Consider the following 19,096-nt stretch of genomic DNA (forward strand, 5'->3'; position numbering starts at 1 on the left):
TTAGGCGGTTTTTTTATGCCCAGCAGGTAGAGGAATACTCGCTAATCTCAAATAAAAAAGCCCGCAACCGAAGAGGTGCGGGCTTAGCAAAACGATGGTGCTGTGATTACGTTGTCAGCGCTAGGATTGCACCAGGTAGTACAACAAAGACTGACAATAGGTAACCTGCAACTACGGCTTTATTCTTCACCGCCATATCTGAGATTAAGTCCGCACCTTTAATCGGAAGCTCTCGCAAGAAAGGGATCCCAAAGATAAATGCTGTCGCCATGATATTAAACACTAAATGGACTAGAGCAATCTGCAGTGCAAACACTGCAAACTCACCAGATACCGCTGTTGCCGCCAGTAGAGCGGTGATACAAGTACCGATGTTTGCGCCTAGCGTAAAAGGGTAAACATCACGTACTTTGAGAACACCTGAACCGACAAGAGGAACCATCAAGCTTGTCGTTGTTGACGACGATTGAACCAAAACAGTCACAATTGAACCAGACACGATACCGTGAATAGGGCCACGACCAATCGCGTTTTTCAAAATCTCACGTGCACGGCCAACCATTAAGCTCTTCATTAGCTTACCCATTACCGTAATCGCAACGAAGATGGTCGCAATACCCAATACAATAAGTAGCACACCACCCATGGTGTCACCAAATGTTGCTAGAGGCTCTTTAATCGCACTCACAACTGGCTTAGTTATTGGCTTGATAAAGTTGAGCCCTTTGATACTCATATCACCTGTCGCCAAGAATGGAGACACTAACCAGTGTGAGATTTTTTCAAGGATGCCAAACATCATTTCCAGCGGTAAGAAGATAGCCACGGCCAGCAGATTAAAGAAGTCGTGAATGGTTGCACTGGCAAACGCACGTTTAAACTCTTCTTTACAGCGAACGTGTCCAAGAGACACTAAGGTGTTGGTCACGGTGGTACCAATATTGGCACCCATAACCATTGGGATCGCGGTTTCGACTGGCAGACCACCAGCGACAAGGCCGACAATAATAGAGGTGACTGTACTTGACGACTGGATTAGAGCGGTTGCCACTAAACCTATCATCAAACCAGCTACTGGGTGTGAAGCGAATTCAAATAAAACTTTAGCTTGATCGCCAGTTGCCCATTTAAAGCCGCTGCCTACCATAGATACTGCTAGAAGTAGCAAATACAACATGAACGCCAAGTTAGCCCAACGCAACCAACGAGTCGTACTCGAAATCGGCGCCGCTGTAGTAGTAGCTTGGTTCATAATTTTTCTCCGTGGACCTATTAAAGTAAGTTGAGGTCTGTTGTTGAGTCTGAGGCTGATGGTAGAGTCGAAATATTTCAGTAATATGACAGTTATGTGTAACCCGACTGTTTTTATTGTGAGAGAGGATTCTGGAGTGTAATGATAGATTTACAAGTATCGTAAGGTGTTAATTTATAATAAATATTTATCGTTATTTCGCCGTGTTCTCTGCTGTGATTAAAGTCGAAAAAAACATAAAAATTTGCCTCTCAGTACGCTATTTATCAATGGTGAGTGGCGTAATTAAAAATAACACTTCGTTAAAAGTATAGGCTTCTTGTTTGATTGCATGGTTTTAGCGAACTATTGTTGTCATTGAACTCATTTGTTATAACCTAACCATTCTCCCCCTCTGTTGAGTGAGTTCTGATGTCACATTTAAATTATAACCATCTCTATTATTTCTGGATGGTGTGCAAACAAGGTTCTGTTACTAAGGCGGCAGAAGCCCTTTTTCTTACTCCGCAAACGGTCACTGGCCAAATTAAAGCGTTAGAAGAGCGCATGGACGGTAAATTAACTAAACGGAATGGACGTAGTGTTGAGCCGACAGAGTTAGGTCAGCTGGTGTTCAAGTACGCCGATAGAATGTTTGGTTTGAGCTATGAAATGCTCGACATTGTTAACTATAGCCAGCGATCTAATATTTTATTTGATGTGGGTGTCGCCGACGCACTGTCTAAGCGTCTAGTAAGTAAGATATTACTCACGACCGTCCCCGATGATGACAGTCTCCATTTGCGCTGTTTTGAATCTACGCATGAAATGCTATTGGAACAACTCTCGCAACATAAGCTTGATATGATTTTGTCTGACTGCCCGGTCGATTCGAGTCAAAGCCCAGGCTTATATAGCAAGAAACTGGGTGAATCGAACACGAGCTTCTTTTGTTCTGGTAATGTGACGAATGTGAGTTTTCCTGCGATTTTAGAACAAAGAAAGCTCTTGATACCAGGTAGCCGAACGGCGATGGGGCGCAAAGTGTTGCAATGGTTTGATCGCCAAGGATTGCAGCCTAACATTTTAGGCGAGTTTGATGATGTGGCATTGATGAAAGCTTTCGCTCGTTATCACCACGACGTCATATTTCTAGCTCCTTCGATCTATGTCTCTGAAGTCGATAGTGATTTAACGTTACAATTAATTGGTCATATTGATGAGTTGAAAGAGGAGTATTACGTCATCTTTGCTGAACGTATGATTCAACATCCCGCGGTTAAAAATGTTTGTGACGCTGACTTTACCAACCTTTTTAATTAGAGGTTATTTTTCAGCCTAATAAATAGATTAATTGTTACATTTCGATTAATATTCAAAATAATTCACTGCATAAAAAATTAAATATCAAGTGAATTGGTTGAAAGTTGGTGGTCAATAAGCATTTTTAATGGCCAATTGTTGTAGAAGTTGCTGTGGTATCAAGGGGTGTAGTGGCAGATGAACCTACAAGAGATGGAAAAAAACTCTGCGCAGGCGGTAGTGCTACTAAAGGCGATGGCAAATGAACGTCGCTTACAAATATTGTGCTTGCTGCACAATCAGGAGCTATCGGTGGGAGAGTTATGTAATAAGTTGGAGTTGAGTCAGTCTGCTTTGTCTCAACATTTAGCTTGGTTGCGAAGAGATGGCTTGGTCAACACGCGCAAAGAAGCTCAAACCGTTTATTACACATTAAGTAGCCAAGAAGTGAAAGCAATGATTCAATTGTTGCATACACTTTACTGCTCTTAGCTGAGTTTGTCTTATTTAGAGGAGGGTCGTTCAACCTCTAAATAAGACAGGCATAAAAAAACCGGCCAAGGCCGGTTTTTCTTTCACTGGAAATCAGAGTTCTATTACAGAGCTTTGATTGCCGCAGTGAAACGAGACTTATGACGTGCAGCTTTATTCTTATGAATAAGGCCTTTAGTCGCCATGCGGTCTAGGATTGGTGTAACTGTAGCAAATGCTTCAGTTGCAGCAGCTTTGTCGCCTGCTTCGATAGCAGCAACAGTTTTCTTCATGTAAGTGCGCATCATAGAACGACGGCTAGCATTGTGCTGGCGACGTTTCTCAGCTTGGATAGCGCGCTTCTTAGCAGATTTACTATTTGCCAAGGGTCTAACTCCCAAAAACTTAGTTCGGTGACAATTTAAGGGCGAGGAATATCCCTCATTTGCGCTTAATTGTCAAATGATTTGTGCAAAAACCAATCGAGCCAAACAAACTTTGGATTGAAAGGTCTTCACGGTTAAGATGGCGGGGATTCTAACAGTATTTTTTTTTCATTGCTAATACTAATCTGCTCTGCTTATGACATTCCTGATGTAAAGTAGGGCAAAAGTTTTGATTTCCGAGGTAATTGTGAGTAAACGTCTGCTCAAGTCAGGCATGATTGTCAGTGCCATGACATTGATCTCTCGAGTGTTAGGTTTAGTTCGAGATGTCGTTGTTGCTAATCTTATGGGCGCAGGCGCAAGTGCTGATGTGTTCTTTTTTGCCAATAAAATTCCTAATTTTCTGCGTCGCTTGTTTGCAGAAGGCGCTTTTTCACAAGCTTTTGTCCCCGTACTGACTGAATATCACGCCAGTAAAGATCTCGATAAAACGCGTCAGTTAATCGCACGGGCGGCGGGCACGCTAGGCGTGATTGTCTCTATCGTCACCATTCTTGGGGTCTTAGGTTCTGGTGTGGTCACCGCTCTGTTTGGCTTTGGTTGGTTTTTAGATTGGCTCAACGGCGGTCCATCGGCCGAGAAATTTGAGCTAGCCAGTCTTATTCTCAAAATCACCTTTCCTTATTTATGGTTTATCACCTTTGTTGCTCTGTCTGGTGCCATTCTCAACACCCTAGGTCAGTTCGCGGTCTCTTCTTTTACGCCAGTTTTTTTGAATGTGATGATCATTCTATCGGCTTGGTTTATCGCCCCGCAGCTTGACCAGCCAGAAATTGGTTTAGCGATTGGGGTTTTTCTTGGCGGTTTAGTGCAATTCTTATTTCAAATTCCGTTCTTAATCAAAGCTGGGGTCATGGTAAAGCCCCAATGGGGATGGCGCGATCCTGGCGTGGTTAAAATTCGCACCTTAATGATACCGGCCTTGTTTGGTGTCTCGGTTAGCCAGATTAACTTGTTGTTTGATACTTTTATTGCCAGCTTTCTTCAAACGGGGTCAATCAGTTGGTTGTATTATTCTGATCGGTTACTTGAATTTCCCCTTGGACTGTTTGGTATCGCGATCGCGACAGTGATATTACCTGCGCTCTCTCGTAAACATATTGATGCGCACAATGATGGTTTTGCTCAAACGATGGACTGGGGCGTTCGCATGGTCACCTTACTTGGTGTCCCGGCGATGCTCGGCTTGATGGTGCTGGCTAAGCCGATGCTGATGGTGCTGTTCATGCGCGGAGAATTTTCCGCGCAAGACGTGCAGTTTGCCTCAATGTCATTGATGGCTTATGCCTCAGGTTTGCTTAACTTTATGCTGATTAAGGTACTTGCCCCGGGCTATTACTCGCGTCAAGATACTAAAACACCAGTGAAATACGGCATTATCGCTATGGTGACGAATATGGTTTTTAACGCCATTTTTGCATGGTTTTATGGTTATGTTGGCTTAGCGATTGCCACCGCACTATCGGCGTTGGTCAATATGTCGCTTTTGTATCGTGGATTACACCGAGCTGGTGTTTATCAATTAACCCAACGAACCATTGTCTTTATGATGAAGTTACTGGTTGCTGGTGGATTAATGGTCGCAGCGATTTTGTCACAGCTTGAAGCAATGGATGTATGGCTGTCTTGGACCTTGCTTGAACGAGGAACAACACTAGCGGCTTTAATTGGCTTGGGTGCGGGGGTTTACCTGTTAACGTTACTTATACTGGGCGTACGTTTAAAAGACTTAAAAGCAGCGACAGAGTGAGCAAGATTGGTATATAATCCGTCGGTTTCACGCAAGGTAAACTCATTATTTGAGTGTTTAACAAAAATTGATAGGTTTTTAGCAGTCTCCAATGGAATTAATTCGAGGTATTCACAATATCAAATCACATCATAAAGGATGTGTATTGACGATCGGAAACTTCGATGGTGTGCATCTTGGCCATCAAGAAGTGTTAAACCAAGTTTCTGCGAGAGCAAAGGAGCTTGACTTACCATCAACGGTCATGACGTTTGATCCTCAGCCGTTGGAACTGTTTGCAAAAGATAAAGCACCAGCACGCTTAACGCGTTTGCGCGATAAATTTGTTCAATTGAGCAAGCTCGATATTGAAAGGTTGCTGTGTGTTAACTTCAACCATCAGTTTGCAAATCAATCGCCACAGTCCTTTATTCGTGACTTGTTGGTCGAGCGTTTGGGTGTTAAGTTTCTCGTAGTGGGCGATGATTTTTGCTTCGGTAAACAGCGCAAAGGTAACTTTGCCATGTTAGAGAAGGCGGGACGTGAGTTAGGCTTTGAAGTCGTTAGCACACAAAGTTTTTGCCTTCAGACATTGCGCGTAAGTAGCACCGCGATTCGTGAAGCATTAGCACAAAATAAGCTTGATGACGCCGCCAAAATGCTGGGGCGTAATTATAGCATTAGCGGTCGAGTGTCTCATGGGCGAAAACTGGGTAGAACGATAGGTTTTCCCACCGCAAATATCCCGTTAAAGCGCTGTGTCTCGCCTGTCTCCGGTGTCTATACCGTAGAAGTGTTGGGCCTTGGTGAACAAGCTTTTGGTGGTGTTGCAAACATTGGCAATCGACCAACGGTAAATGGCATACGCCAGCAACTAGAAGTGCATTTATTTGACTTTAAAGCCAACTTATATGGCAAGCAGTTAGAGATCGTGCTTTTAGATAAAATCCGCGACGAACATAAATTTGAATCGTTTGACGCGCTGAAACAACAAATTGAATTGGATGCTGAAGCAGCAAGGGTGTGGCTGCGTCAGCGAAAGCCAGCCCAAGTGGTTTAGTTCGCTGCTTGGCATAATGTCTAACTGTCACCCAAGACAACGGAATTAAGAATCGATGAGTGAGTATAAAGATACCCTGAACCTTCCTGATACAGGGTTTCCGATGCGCGGCAATCTGGCCAATCGAGAGCCAGAAATGCTTAAGCGTTGGTACAAAGAAGACCTTTACGGCGAAATTCGTAAAGCGAAGAAAGGCAAAAAATCTTTCGTTCTACACGATGGTCCTCCATACGCGAACGGTGATATTCATATTGGCCACGCACTAAACAAGATTCTTAAAGACATTATTATTAAATCCAAAACGCTTTCTGGTTTTGATGCGCCGTATATTCCTGGTTGGGACTGTCACGGCCTACCAATTGAACTAATGGTAGAAAAGAAAAAAGGCAAACCTGGGCAGAAAATCTCTGCGGCTGAGTTTCGAGCTGAATGTCGTAAGTACGCGGCAGGTCAGGTTGAAGGCCAAAAAGAGAGCTTCAAGCGCTTGGGTATTATGGGTGAGTGGGATAAACCATACCGCACAATGGATTTTGCAACCGAAGCAAACATCATCCGTGCACTAGGCCAAATCGCTGATAATGGTCACTTACTCAAAGGTTTCAAACCGGTTCACTGGTGTACTGATTGTGGTTCAGCATTGGCTGAAGCTGAAGTTGAGTACAAAGACAAAGTCTCTCCGTCGATCGATGTTCGCTTTAAAGCGGCAGATGAAGCAGCACTGCTGTCGAAGTTCGCACTAAACGAAGGTCATCAAGGCGAAGGCGATATCTCAATCGTTATCTGGACGACCACACCATGGACACTGCCTGCAAACCGTGCAGTTTGTCTACGTGATGATCTTGAATACGTATTGATCCAAGTCGAAGGTGACGCGAAAGAGCGTATCATTGTCGCTTCTGACCTTGCTAAATCAGTAATGGATCGCGCTGGTATTGAGCACTTCCACAATCTTGGTTTTGCCAAAGGTAGCGACCTTGAACTGTCTCAGTTTAACCATCCATTTTATGACTTCACTGTGCCAGCGATCCTTGGCGATCACGTGACCACTGAATCGGGTACGGGTGTGGTACACACTGCGCCTGGTCACGGTCAAGAAGATTTCGCGGTAGGTAAGAAATACAACCTCGAAGTGGCGAACCCTGTGGGGTCTAACGGTGTTTATCTACCCGATACAGAATTGTTTGCTGGCCAGCACGTGTTTAAAGCCAATGACTCGGTTGTTGAAACGCTTAAAGAGCATGGCGCTTTGCTCCATCATCACGCGTACGAGCACAGCTACCCACACTGCTGGCGCCACAAAACGCCAATCATTTTCCGTGCAACACCACAATGGTTCATTTCAATGGATCAAGCGGGCTTGCGTGCCAAAGCGCTTGAATCAATCAAGAGTGTTGAGTGGATGCCTGAATGGGGTCAAAGCCGCATCGAAGGTATGATCGAAGGCCGTCCTGAGTGGTGTATCTCTCGTCAACGTACATGGGGTGTTCCTATTGCTCTGTTTGTCCATAAAGAGACATCAGAACTGCACCCAAATACTTCTGAACTGATTGAGAAAGTTGCTCTATTGGTTGAAGAGAAAGGTATTCAGGCTTGGTGGGATGCTGAAATTGCAGATCTACTAGGTGAAGACGCAGACAAATACGAAAAAGTGCTCGATACGCTAGACGTATGGTTTGATTCTGGTGTGACACACTACTCTGTGGTTGATGCGCGCGAAGAGTACAACGGCAACAGTGCGGATCTCTACCTAGAGGGTTCTGACCAACATCGTGGTTGGTTCCAGTCTTCGCTAATCTCATCGATTGCGATGAAAGATGAAGCACCATACAAGCAAGTGTTAACCCATGGTTTCGTTGTTGACGGTCACGGCCGTAAGATGTCGAAATCTATCGGTAACGTTGTTGCACCAAAAGATGTCACTAACAAGCTTGGTGCTGATATTTTGCGTCTTTGGGTTGCCTCAACCGACTACACGGGTGAAGTTGCGGTATCTGATGAGATCCTAAAACGCTCTGCTGATGCGTATCGTCGTATCCGTAATACCGCGCGTTTCTTCCTTGCCAACCTTAATGGATTCAACCCGGCGACAGATATCGTTGCGGCGGATGAAATGGTGGCGTTAGATCGTTGGGCTGTTGGTCGTGCACAAGCTGCGCAGCAAGAGATTGTTAAAGCATACGAAGAGTACAACACTCATGGTGTCACTCAGCGTCTCATGCAGTTCTGTTCAATCGAAATGGGCTCTTTCTACCTTGATGTAATTAAAGACCGTCAGTACACCGCGAAACGTGGTGGCCACGCTCAGCGTAGCTGTCAAACGGCGCTTTACTACATCGTAGAAGCACTGGTTCGTTGGATGGCACCAATTATGTCGTTCACTGCCGACGAGATCTGGAATGAAATGCCAGGTGATCGTGACAAGTTCGTGTTTACTGGTGAATGGTTTGACGGTCTGTTCGGTCTGGCTGAAGGCGAAGAGCTGAATAACGAATTCTGGGCAGAAATCCAAGCGGTTCGTGGCAGTGTAAACAAACTGCTTGAAGCGGCGCGTAACGAGAAAACCATCGGTGGCGCTCTACAGGCAGAAGTAACACTTTACGCTGATGAAGCTCTTGCGGCGAAAATTAACTTGCTTGAAGATGAGCTGCGTTTTGTTCTGTTGACCTCTGCGGCGGCGGTTAAGCCACTGAGTGAAAAAACAGAGGCAGCGCAAGCAACAGACATTGATGGCTTGTTGGTAGAGGTTGTCGTAGCGGAAGGCGAGAAGTGTGACCGTTGTTGGCACCATACCGCTGATGTCGGTACCATCGCTGGTCATGAAACAATCTGTGGCCGTTGTGTGTCTAATATCGATGGCGAAGGTGAAGCGCGTAAATTCGCATAATTCATTGAACTTTCGTTAGTTTTAACAGCCCCAGTATTTACTGGGGCTGTTTTTAGGTAAAGAAATGAGTGAGCAAGAATTAACTCTTAAACAATCAGGTGTTCGTTGGTTATGGCTAGCGGTCGTCATTTTTGTCGCGGATATTAGTATTAAACTGTTTGTGATGGACAGTATGGGCTATGGTTGGGCGAACCGTATTGAGGTTTTACCTTTCTTTAATCTGCTTTATGTCCACAACTATGGCGCTGCATTCAGCTTTTTGAGTGATCAAGCAGGCTGGCAACGTTGGTTCTTTACCGCGATTGCCTTTGCTGTGACCGCTATGCTGACTTACTGGATGAGCAAACTTCCCGCCAAAGAGAAGTGGAACAATATCGCTTATGCCATGATCATTGGTGGTGCGGTGGGCAACGTCTTTGATCGTGTGGTTCATGGTTTTGTGGTCGATTACTTAGATTTCTATTGGGGAACGTATCACTGGCCTGCCTTTAATCTTGCTGACTCTACGATCTGTATTGGCGCAGCGATGATCATCCTCGATGGTTTTCGAAAAAAAGATCAAACCACGGCATAAAGCGTGATTGAGCGAATAACCTTAGGCGCTGTCCGTTGATTCGGAGGGCGCTTTTTATTATGTTGAAGCGCAAATTAGCGTATTACAGCAACCACACGTAAAAACGCTGAATAATCCAAAAAACAAGGAAGCAGTCACGTGACCACTATTGGCCAAAATAGCGCAGTAACTCTGCATTTTACCATCAAGATGAAAGACGGCTCTGTTGCCGATAGTACCCATAATATGGGCAAGCCAGCCAAATTAGTGATTGGTGATGGCAGTTTAAGTGACAATTTTGAGCAATGCTTATTTGGCCTTACTGCAGGTGAAAGCAAAGTGATTGAACTGCAGGCCCAAGATGCGTTCGGTATGCCTAACCCTGATCATATTCATTATATGGATCGGACCAAATTTGTTGGAGATGCCGAAGTTGAAGTGGGAACTGTGATGGCCTTTTCTGGTCCGGATGGCATGGAAATCCCTGGTATTATCCAAGCGATCGCTGGTGATTCTGTCACGGTTGATTTTAACCACCCATTAGCAGGGCAAGATGTGACTTTTGAAGTTGAAATTTTGTCAGTAGAATAAGCGACCCAGAAGATAACGACTCGATGAGCAATGAAATGAAAATCCTGTTAGCGAATCCACGCGGTTTCTGTGCGGGTGTTGATCGTGCGATCAGCATTGTTGAACGTGCATTAGAAATGTATCAACCACCGATTTATGTGCGTCACGAAGTGGTACATAACCGTTTTGTTGTCGAAGGGCTCAAGCAACGTGGCGCTATCTTTGTCGAAGAGCTGCATGAAGTGCCAGATGACAATATCGTTATCTTTTCTGCTCATGGCGTCTCTCAAGCGGTACGTAAAGAGGCTAAACAGCGTGCTCTGACGGTATTCGATGCGACCTGCCCATTGGTGACTAAAGTGCATATGGAAGTCGCACGAGCCAGTCGCAAGCATATGGAAGTGGTTCTAATTGGCCATGCTGGTCATCCAGAAGTCGAAGGAACCATGGGGCAGTACGCCAGCGAACAAGGTGGGATGTACTTAGTCGAGACTCCAGCTGATGTAATCACACTAAAAGCGCAAGTCCAAGACCCAAGTAACCTGCATTATGTTAGTCAAACGACACTGTCTGTTGATGAAACCGCCGATGTGATTGATGAACTGCGCCGCGTCTTTCCCGATATTCAAGGGCCACGTAAAGATGATATCTGTTACGCCACGCAGAACCGTCAAGATGCGGTACGTGAAATGGCAGAAGATGTTGATGTGCTGATTGTTGTTGGCTCGAAAAACTCATCTAATTCGACCCGACTCAAAGAGTTGGCCGAAAAATTAGGTACGCCGGGTTATCTGACCGATTGCCCTGAAGATGTTCAATCACAGTGGTTTGACGGGAAAGCAAAGGTTGGTGTGACAGCGGGGGCATCAGCACCAGAAGAGCTGGTCAACCAGATTCTTGAACGGATTAAAACTTTGGTTGGCGCAGATAGCGTAGAAGAGCTTCAAGGTCGCGAAGAGAACATGTTTTTCGAAGTCCCTAAAGAGCTGCAAATTAGGCAAGTCGATTAGTTTATTTCTCTGATGAGTCTGACTCTCAATGATAAAACCAGCGCGATGGCGCTGGTTTTTTTGTTGGAATAAAGGCTCTTCAAGGAGCCTTTATGGCCGCGGGTGTTAAACCGTCTCTGTTACGGCTTGAGGTTTTTCTTCATCAGCAAAGTCGGTATCACCTTTGCCTTTTGATGTTTTAATCACGTAACCTGCTACTGCCAGTGCGAACACAATCCCTGCTGTGGTTGAGATTTCGATAGGTAGACCAAAACCTAGTGTGTGGTTATTCAGAATGAAGGTTGCACATACGGTCGTCATGAATACGGCTGGAACGGTAGTAATCCAGTGAAGCTTATTGTGACGCAGCAGGTAAGCCGATGCGGTCCACAGCATCATCACTGCCGTGGTTTGGTTGGCAAAACCGAAGTAGCGCCAGATGATGCCGAAGTCTACTTGAGTCAACACGCCGCCGATAATGAACAGTGGCATTGCCATCAGCAGACGGTTACGCATTGTTTTTTGCTCCATGTTGAAGTATTCAGCTAGGATCAAACGGCTTGAACGGAACGCGGTATCACCAGAGGTAATCGGTAGGATAACCACGCCTAGGAAAGCAATGATGCCGCCAAACACACCCAGTAGACCAAATGAAGCGCTGTAAACTACATTGCCAGGGCCACCATTTTTCACCGCTTCAGATAAGCCTTCGAGTGAACCAAAGAAAGAGAGCGCAATCGCACACCAGATCAGCGCGATAACACCTTCACCAATCATTGCACCATAGAAGACAAAGCGACCGTTGTTTTCATTTTGCATACAGCGCGCCATTAGAGGTGACTGCGTTGCGTGGAAGCCAGAAATCGCACCACAAGCAATAGTGATGAATAGGGCAGGCCATAACGGCATATCATTAGGGTTTAAATTACTGAGCATATCGCTGACTTGAAAATCGCCCATTACCGTATGCTCACTTGAGAAGGCAACGGCAGTCATTAGACCAACGGACATAAAAATCAGCAAGGCGCCAAACAGTGGGTAGAAACGACCAATGATTTTATCGACAGGAACAATGGTCGCGATAATGTAGTAAGCAAAAATTGCGATAACCATGGTTGTCATGCTGACATTTAGGCTAGTTTGATCATTGATTAGATTGGTGATCATGCCTGCAGGCGCCGAAACAAATACCACACCAACAAGCAACAAAAGAACAATGGCAAAGATATTCATAAAGTGTTTAGCGCCATTGCCTAAGTAGCGGCCAGTAATCGTCGGAACTGAGGCTCCGCCATTACGAACTGACAACATACCCGAGAAGTAGTCATGCACCGCGCCAGCAAAAATACAACCGATAACAATCCATAGCATCGCAGCAGGACCGTACAGCGCCCCCATTATCGGACCAAAAATAGGGCCGACACCGGCGATGTTGAGGAGTTGAACTAGGTATACTTTTTTGGTCGACATTGGGACGTAATCAACCCCATCGGCTTTAGTATGCGCGGGGGTTTGACGATTTTCGTTAATGCCAAAAACTTTCTCAACGAAAGCTCCGTAAATAAAGTAGCCGCCGATTAGGGCTGCAACACAGGTTAAAAACCACAACATAGCACTCGTTCCTTTATAAAATTCGATAAGCTCACCATGCATACTATGCTGAACAGAGACAATCAGCATTCGCTTATGCAGTGAGTGGTCGTATAGTGAAATGAGTGGTTGATAGAGAAACTGAGTGGTTTTGAACTCGGCTAAGTGGTAATCGGGCGTGATTAGTGGTTTGATAGTCTGACTCGAAAAAAACAAGGAAAAACAATGAGAAAGTTAATTATGACCGCGCTAGTGTCATTGTTGGTTGCCTGTGCGAGTAGCCCGCAGCAGTTGGCACAACAAGGTGATTGGCAGCAAATTGGTTATCAAGATGGGATCAGTGGCCACACATCACGCAGCTTTAAAGAGCTATCAAGTTTAGGCAGTGTTAAACAATCGGATTACGACCAAGGTTATCTTGAAGGGGTTACAGAATATTGTAATCCTGACTTTGCCTATCAGATGGGGGTATCAGGTCAGTATTACCAAGGCGTGTGTGAAGGCACTGATCAAGCGCAGAAGTTTCGAATGGAATGGCAACGTGGCTGGAATGAGCATCAGAATTAATGCTTGATGATACGAAGTGGTGGATTGGTATCAGTATCAGGGAGAGTTGGGCTCTCCCTTTTGTAGATTTGTAGATTTGTCGGATCTTAATGCGGCTTATCTTGATGAAGCTGAACCGCTTTACGCAGAAATCCATCTTGTCTTGCGAGGTGATGCTTAGCTTTGTCGACGTCCATTCCAGTCAGTAACATCAAAATCGCCAGTTTAACATCATAGTCGGTCTGGATAAGCACCTTGGCAGCGGCATTTTGATCACACTCAGTGGCTTGCATGACGATACGCACCGCACGAGCAATCAACTTTTTATTGGTCGCTTTTACATCGACCATTAGGTTCTCATAGCTCTTACCGAGGCGAATCATGCTGGCTGTTGTCAGCATGTTCAACACTAACTTTTGCGCAGTGCCTGATTTTAGGCGAGTTGAGCCGGTTAATGCCTCGGGGCCAACCACCGGGCTGATGGCAATATCCGCAATCTCAGCAATGGTAGAGTCTGGGTTACAAGACAAGGCAACGGTTGTGGCGCCAAGAGCGTTGGCATAATCGAGAGCGCCAATGACGTATGGCGTTCGACCGCTTGCCGCAATACCGACCACGACATCTTGGGCGCTAAAATTGACTGATTTGAGATCGCTGACACCCAGTTCTGGGCTATCTTCCGCGCCTTCTTTGGCTTTGAACATGGCGTCTGGCCCGCCAGCGATTAACCCAAGCACCATTTGATCACAAACGCCAAAGGTTGGCGGACATTCCGAGGCATCTAATACACCAAGGCGACCACTGGTGCCGGCGCCGATATAAATCAGTCGCCCACCGACTTTGAATGCTGAGGTGATCTTATCGACTGCCAGAGCAACCTCAGGCAACACCTTTTCAACCGCAACAGGGACCAGTTGATCTTGTTGATTGATTCGCTGAACGATTTCAAGAGAAGACAATAAATCGATATCCATTGTCTCGGGGTTACGGCCTTCAGAAACCAGGTGTGATAGCGCGGCGATCAGAGCATCATTAGTCATAGTTATCCTTATTTATCAGCAAAATACATCACACCCAGAGAAACCGCTTTACTGGCTCCGGTGACTTCAGGCAAGTTGCTTGGCAAATTGTGCATGCGGCGATAGGCGAGCCAAGCAAAGGCCATCGCTTCCATATTATCGCTGTCGACGCCTTTATCGTCAGTCGACATGACCTGCCAATCTGGCAATAAGGCTTGTAAACGCTGCATCAACAGAGGGTTATGTGCACCGCCGCCGCACACCAGTAACTCTGGTTGTTCACCTTGTTGATACTGTCGGACTTCATTGGCAATGCTTTGGGCGCTAAATTCACATAAAGTGCGCTGTACGTCGGCAGGTGATAGGCAATCGTCAGCTAAGAGCGCTTCTAACCAAGGCAGATTAAATAACTCGCGGCCAGTGCTTTTCGGTGCTTGCGTCTGTAAGTAGGGCTCACTAAGAAATTTGGTTAGCAGAGTTTGGTCAACCTGACCTTGCTGAGCAAACAGAGCATCTTTGTCGAATGGTTGATGACAATGTTTGTGACACCAAGCATCCATCAGCATGTTACCAGGGCCAGTGTCATAGCCGACCACGGCGTGGTTGGGTCTAAGTACTGATATGTTGGCGATACCACCGATATTGAGCACCACCACACTGTCGGCGTGTGAGTGAAATAGGCAGTGATGAAAAGCAGGCACCAGAGGCGCCCCTTGCCCACCCAGAGCAATGTCTTTACGCCTAAAATCGGCAATGGTATCGATGCCAGTCATTGCCGCGATGATATTGGCATCGCCAAGTTGAGTGGAAAACGGCATTGGGCCTTGTGGCTGGTGATAAACCGTTTGTCCATGATTGCCGATGGCAGTGATTTGCTCAGCTGAATAACCACTTTTATCTAACAGCGCTATAACTGCTTGAGCGTAGAGTACACCAAGTTGGTGATCAATCTGGCCAATGGTTACCAGATCCGTTGCTTGACCAAGACAAATCGCCAAAACTTGTTGTTTGAGCGTCTCAGGCATCGGGCTTTGATGACTCGCTAACAAGCGCACTTGCCCTTGGTCTATTTCGACTAAAGCTGTGTCGATACCGTCAAGGCTGGTTCCCGACATTACGCCAATGTAGAGTTGTTTTGTCATCATGCTCAAATTCGTCAACAGTCGTGGGTAATTGATTGTAAATAGAGAATAATCCTAATAACCTCGGTAGCATAGCAAAATGGCGTTAGGATGGAGAAATTATGGGACCGTTATGGTTAGACGTCGCAGGTTGTGAACTGACTGCCGAAGACAAAGAGATTCTTGAGCACCCAACGGTTGGCGGGGTAATTTTGTTTGCGCGTAACTATCATGACAGTGAGCAGTTACTGGCGTTGAATCAATCGATTCGCAAAGCGGCGAAGCGGCCAATTTTGATTGGGGTCGACCAAGAAGGCGGCCGAGTTCAGCGTTTTAGACAAGGTTTCTCTCTCATTCCTGCTGCTCAGCAATATGCACAATTCGACCATGGTGAGCAGTTAGCCAAACAAGGCGGTTGGTTGATGGCGGCAGAGCTGATTGCTCATGACATTGACCTAAGCTTTGCGCCTGTGCTTGATAAAGGCTTTGATTGTAAAGCGATTGGCAGCCGTGCCTTTGGTGACGATATCGAGAGCATCATTCGCCATAGTAGCGCCTATATGCAAGGCATGAAAGCGGTCGGAATGTCGACGACGGGTAAACACTTTCCGGGCCATGGCGGTGTTATTGCTGACTCCCATCTAGAAACGCCTTATGATCACCGTGATACCGTTTTTGAACTCGATATGCAGGTATTCAAGCTGCAGATTGAAAGCGGCATTCTTGATGCGATGATGCCCGCTCATGTGGTCTATCCTCATTATGACGATCAGCCTGCGAGTGGATCACCATATTGGTTGCAACAAATACTGCGCGAACAATTGGGCTTTAAAGGGATTATTTTCTCTGATGATTTAACCATGGAAGGGGCGGCCATTATGGGTGGCCCTGCTGAACGTGCTCATCAGTCGCTGGTTGCCGGCTGCGATATGCTGTTGGTGTGTAATCAGCGTGATGCCCAAGTGGAGGTGCTGGATAATCTTCCCGTTATGCAAACGCCACAAGCTGAGACTTTGCTGAAAAAGCAGAGCTTTACATTGTCAGAGCTGCAACGCAGCGAGCAGTGGAAACGGGCATCAGAGGCGATGAAACCGCTTATCCAAGCTTAACCAATAACAAGAGCTGCAGATTGCGGCTCTTTTGCTCTCAACGGTTAATGAAAACCCAACATCTCTTTAAGGGTTTTTAGATAGCGGCGGCTCACTGGCAGAGGATGGGAGCTGACGGTAATGATTTCAGCCAGACCATTGTCCAGTAACTTAATTTCTTTGATCGCTTTGATGTTGACTAAAAACTGGCGATGGCAGCGAACCAGTGGCGTTTTCTCTTCCAGTACTTTCAAGGTCAGTTGTGAGGTTGCTTTTTGCTCATGGGTTTGCACGTGGACACCACTAATATCACTGTAGGCAAATTCAACATCTTGAGTAGGGATGATCACAATGCGATTCAAACCGATACATGGAACTTGATCTAAGCTTTGGGGGGCAATCGCAGCGAAGTGCTGACGATTTGTCTGCTGAGATTTGAGTAATCGCTTAACCGTTTTTTCGAGGCGGCAGGTATCAACGGGTTTGAGTAGGTAATCAAAGGCATTGTCTTCAAACGCTTGTACCGCGAACTCATCATAAGCGGTGACAAAGACCACTTTTGGCATGGTCTCTGGATCAAGCATCGCCAGTAGCTCTATCCCAGTAATTTGTGGCATTTGAATATCGAGAAAAACCACGTCAGGTCTAAGCAGATTGATTTTCTTTAATCCTTCAACGGCATTACTCGCTTGATCAAGCACCTCGATATGACCGGTCTCTTCCAATAGCTCGGTGAGTTCCTCTCGAGCAAACAGTTCGTCATCGATGACTAACGCGGAAAGCATATTTTTACCTTATTAACAGGGGTGACTGGGAATGAGGAAACTCATTCGGGTGTAGTGATTGGGGGCTACGTCAATATTGAGCGCAGCATCGCGGCCAAATTTGTTGGTTAGGCGTTTATCGACGATTTGGATCCCCAATCCCACATGATCCGCTTGCGGCGCTTGATAACTGCCAGCATTGTCCTCGACCACGATCTGATAGCCATCTTCAACGGCTTGGCTATAAATGCGAACTTCTCCTCCCGCCAACAGCTGTGAGATACCATGTTTGATGGCATTCTCTACCAGTGGCTGCAGGGTAAAAGTCGGAATCCGACGTTCAAGCAGTGACTCATCGATATCGATGGTCACTTCAAGACGATCAGTAAAGCGTGCTTTTTCGATGGTCAGGTAAGCATTAACGTGAGCCAGTTCCTCTTTGAGTGTAACCACATCGATGTTCTGCTTGAGGTTGCTGCGGAAAAAGTGCGACAGATGCTGAATCAATTCGCGCGCTTTAAGTGGATCTCGGCGAATCACGGCGCTAATAGTATTGAGTGCATTAAAGAGAAAATGAGGGTTAACCTGCGCATGTAACAGTTTGATTTCGGCTTGCGACAGTAACGTCTGTTTTTGTTGGTAGTCTCCAAACAGAATTTGGCTCGATAGTAACTGTGCGATCCCTTCCGCCATCGACATATTGATGGTTGAAAACAACTTCCGCTTTGGCTCATACAGTTTAATGGTGCCTATCACCTTATCGCCTGTGCGCAGTGGAATGATCAATGCGCTGCCGAGTTTACAGTCGCGGGAAAGGGAACATTGATAGGGCTTCTCTTTACCATCGAGATAGATGATGTCGTTTTGTTCTATCGCATCTAAGGTACTTTGTGAAGAAATTGGCGTATTTGGTTTGTGGTGATCATCGCCAATGCCGACAAAGGCTAATATCTTGGTGTCATCAGTAATGGAAACCGCGCCGACGTTGGTCTCTTCGTAAACAATTCGAGCGATTTTCTCTGCATTGTTACTGTTAAAGCCAGAAGCTAAAACACCGACGGAACGCTCAGCAATGTTGAGAGCACGGCGCGAGAAGGTGGCAGAGTACTCTTCGAAAATGGTTTTTCGGTCATGAAGAATACTCATAAAGAGCGCCGCGCCGACGGAATTGGCGATGATCATTGGGGCGGCAATCGCAGAGACTAAGACATAGGCTTGATCAAACGGCTTAGCGACCAGCAAGATGATCGCCATCTGAGCGATTTCAGCCACTAAGGTGATAGAAAACACCACGCTTGGGTTAAAAAGTTGTGAAGACTTGCCCTTACGCACAAAGTAGATATGCAGCAGCCCACCGATTAAGCCTTCTGTGGTGGTGGAGATAGCACAGGCGAGATCGGTAAATCCGCCTAAACTGTAACGATGTAAACCGCCAGTTAGCCCGACAAAAAAACCAACAATCGGCCCGCCAAATAATCCCCCCATGACCGCGCCAATAGCACGGGTATTGGCAATCGCATCGTTGATTTGTAGGCCAAAGTAGGTGCCCATAATGCAAAACAGCGAAAACAGCACATAGACACTGACTTTGTGGCTAATGCGGCTAGAGATATTGAGCAAAGGCAGAAAGATCGGCGTCTTACTGAGCATATACGCCAGTACTAAATAGACACACATCTGTTGCAGTAATGAGAGGATCAGATCCATAACAATCTTAATGGCGAACTTTAGGT

The 19,096-nt window shown here is 46.0% G+C and carries 17 protein-coding genes; 10 read left to right on the plus strand and 7 right to left on the minus strand.

Translation table 11 applies throughout. The features are described 5' to 3' along the window. Nucleotides 1-106: 106 nt before the first annotated feature. Nucleotides 107-1,252: a Na/Pi symporter gene (locus tag ViNHUV68_RS02480; protein ID WP_038173924.1), complete on the minus strand. Its 1,146-nt coding sequence runs from the start codon at nucleotides 1,250-1,252 to the stop codon at nucleotides 107-109. Between the two features lie 411 nt (nucleotides 1,253-1,663). On the opposite strand from ViNHUV68_RS02480, the gene nhaR reads away from it, so the two are divergent. Together nhaR and ViNHUV68_RS02490 are read left to right on the plus strand one after the other, a co-directional pair. Continuing rightward, nucleotides 1,664-2,554 (plus strand): transcriptional activator NhaR, encoded by an 891-nt coding sequence (gene nhaR, locus ViNHUV68_RS02485; RefSeq protein WP_038173925.1) that lies wholly within the window; start codon nucleotides 1,664-1,666, stop codon nucleotides 2,552-2,554. 177 nt (nucleotides 2,555-2,731) lie between these two features. Continuing rightward, nucleotides 2,732-3,025: a metalloregulator ArsR/SmtB family transcription factor gene (locus ViNHUV68_RS02490; protein WP_100752441.1), complete on the plus strand. Its 294-nt coding sequence runs from the start codon at nucleotides 2,732-2,734 to the stop codon at nucleotides 3,023-3,025. 104 nt (nucleotides 3,026-3,129) lie between these two features. Here ViNHUV68_RS02490 and rpsT read toward each other — a convergent pair whose 3' ends face one another. After that, nucleotides 3,130-3,390 (minus strand): 30S ribosomal protein S20, encoded by a 261-nt coding sequence (rpsT, locus tag ViNHUV68_RS02495; protein WP_038173928.1) that lies wholly within the window; start codon nucleotides 3,388-3,390, stop codon nucleotides 3,130-3,132. 247 nt (nucleotides 3,391-3,637) lie between these two features. Between rpsT and murJ the strand changes: the two genes are divergently transcribed. From murJ to ispH, 6 genes are all read left to right on the plus strand, one after another. Further along, on the plus strand, nucleotides 3,638-5,200 hold the full coding sequence (gene murJ, locus ViNHUV68_RS02500; RefSeq protein ID WP_391089155.1) for a murein biosynthesis integral membrane protein MurJ: 1,563 nt from the start codon (nucleotides 3,638-3,640) through the stop codon (nucleotides 5,198-5,200). A 91-nt stretch (nucleotides 5,201-5,291) separates the two neighbouring features. Then, a complete protein-coding gene (gene ribF, locus ViNHUV68_RS02505) occupies nucleotides 5,292-6,239 on the plus strand; it encodes a bifunctional riboflavin kinase/FAD synthetase (protein WP_038173930.1) in 948 nt (315 codons plus the stop codon). A gap of 55 nt (nucleotides 6,240-6,294) precedes the next feature. Continuing rightward, on the plus strand, nucleotides 6,295-9,123 hold the full coding sequence (ileS, locus tag ViNHUV68_RS02510) for an isoleucine--tRNA ligase (RefSeq protein WP_391089157.1): 2,829 nt from the start codon (nucleotides 6,295-6,297) through the stop codon (nucleotides 9,121-9,123). 64 nt (nucleotides 9,124-9,187) lie between these two features. Continuing rightward, nucleotides 9,188-9,697, plus strand: coding sequence for a signal peptidase II (gene lspA / locus ViNHUV68_RS02515; protein ID WP_391089159.1), 510 nt, complete (start codon nucleotides 9,188-9,190; stop codon nucleotides 9,695-9,697). Between the two features lie 138 nt (nucleotides 9,698-9,835). After that, on the plus strand, nucleotides 9,836-10,267 hold the full coding sequence (gene fkpB, locus ViNHUV68_RS02520) for an FKBP-type peptidyl-prolyl cis-trans isomerase (protein WP_038173935.1): 432 nt from the start codon (nucleotides 9,836-9,838) through the stop codon (nucleotides 10,265-10,267). Between the two features lie 23 nt (nucleotides 10,268-10,290). Continuing rightward, entirely contained in the window at nucleotides 10,291-11,256 is a 966-nt protein-coding gene (gene ispH / locus ViNHUV68_RS02525; protein WP_391089161.1) for a 4-hydroxy-3-methylbut-2-enyl diphosphate reductase, read from the plus strand. A gap of 105 nt (nucleotides 11,257-11,361) precedes the next feature. On the opposite strand, the gene ViNHUV68_RS02530 is transcribed toward ispH, so the two are convergent. Next, complete coding sequence (locus tag ViNHUV68_RS02530) at nucleotides 11,362-12,846, minus strand: carbon starvation CstA family protein (RefSeq protein ID WP_391089163.1); 1,485 nt, start codon at nucleotides 12,844-12,846, stop codon at nucleotides 11,362-11,364. Between the two features lie 219 nt (nucleotides 12,847-13,065). Here ViNHUV68_RS02530 and ViNHUV68_RS02535 point away from each other — a divergent pair, with 219 nt between their 5' ends. Continuing rightward, nucleotides 13,066-13,392: a DUF2799 domain-containing protein gene (locus ViNHUV68_RS02535; RefSeq protein WP_391090249.1), complete on the plus strand. Its 327-nt coding sequence runs from the start codon at nucleotides 13,066-13,068 to the stop codon at nucleotides 13,390-13,392. An 86-nt stretch (nucleotides 13,393-13,478) separates the two neighbouring features. On the opposite strand, the gene murQ is transcribed toward ViNHUV68_RS02535, so the two are convergent. Next, nucleotides 13,479-14,411 carry an N-acetylmuramic acid 6-phosphate etherase gene (gene murQ / locus ViNHUV68_RS02540; protein ID WP_391089165.1) on the minus strand — a complete coding sequence of 311 codons (933 nt, stop codon included), beginning with the start codon at nucleotides 14,409-14,411 and terminating at the stop codon, nucleotides 13,479-13,481. Nucleotides 14,412-14,419: 8 nt separating this feature from the next. Continuing rightward, complete coding sequence (locus ViNHUV68_RS02545; protein WP_391090251.1) at nucleotides 14,420-15,532, minus strand: anhydro-N-acetylmuramic acid kinase; 1,113 nt, start codon at nucleotides 15,530-15,532, stop codon at nucleotides 14,420-14,422. Nucleotides 15,533-15,633: 101 nt separating this feature from the next. On the opposite strand from ViNHUV68_RS02545, the gene nagZ reads away from it, so the two are divergent. Beyond that, nucleotides 15,634-16,620: a beta-N-acetylhexosaminidase gene (gene nagZ, locus ViNHUV68_RS02550; RefSeq protein ID WP_038173941.1), complete on the plus strand. Its 987-nt coding sequence runs from the start codon at nucleotides 15,634-15,636 to the stop codon at nucleotides 16,618-16,620. Between the two features lie 44 nt (nucleotides 16,621-16,664). Here nagZ and btsR read toward each other — a convergent pair whose 3' ends face one another. Next, a complete protein-coding gene (gene btsR / locus ViNHUV68_RS02555) occupies nucleotides 16,665-17,384 on the minus strand; it encodes a two-component system response regulator BtsR (RefSeq protein WP_038173943.1) in 720 nt (239 codons plus the stop codon). 12 nt (nucleotides 17,385-17,396) lie between these two features. Beyond that, on the minus strand, nucleotides 17,397-19,070 hold the full coding sequence (locus tag ViNHUV68_RS02560) for a LytS/YhcK type 5TM receptor domain-containing protein (protein ID WP_391089167.1): 1,674 nt from the start codon (nucleotides 19,068-19,070) through the stop codon (nucleotides 17,397-17,399). Nucleotides 19,071-19,096: the final 26 nt, after the last annotated feature.

It is taken from the genome of Vibrio sp. NH-UV-68 (genome assembly GCF_042940635.1).
In the GTDB taxonomy this organism is placed as follows: Bacteria; Pseudomonadota; Gammaproteobacteria; order Enterobacterales; family Vibrionaceae; genus Vibrio; species Vibrio pacinii.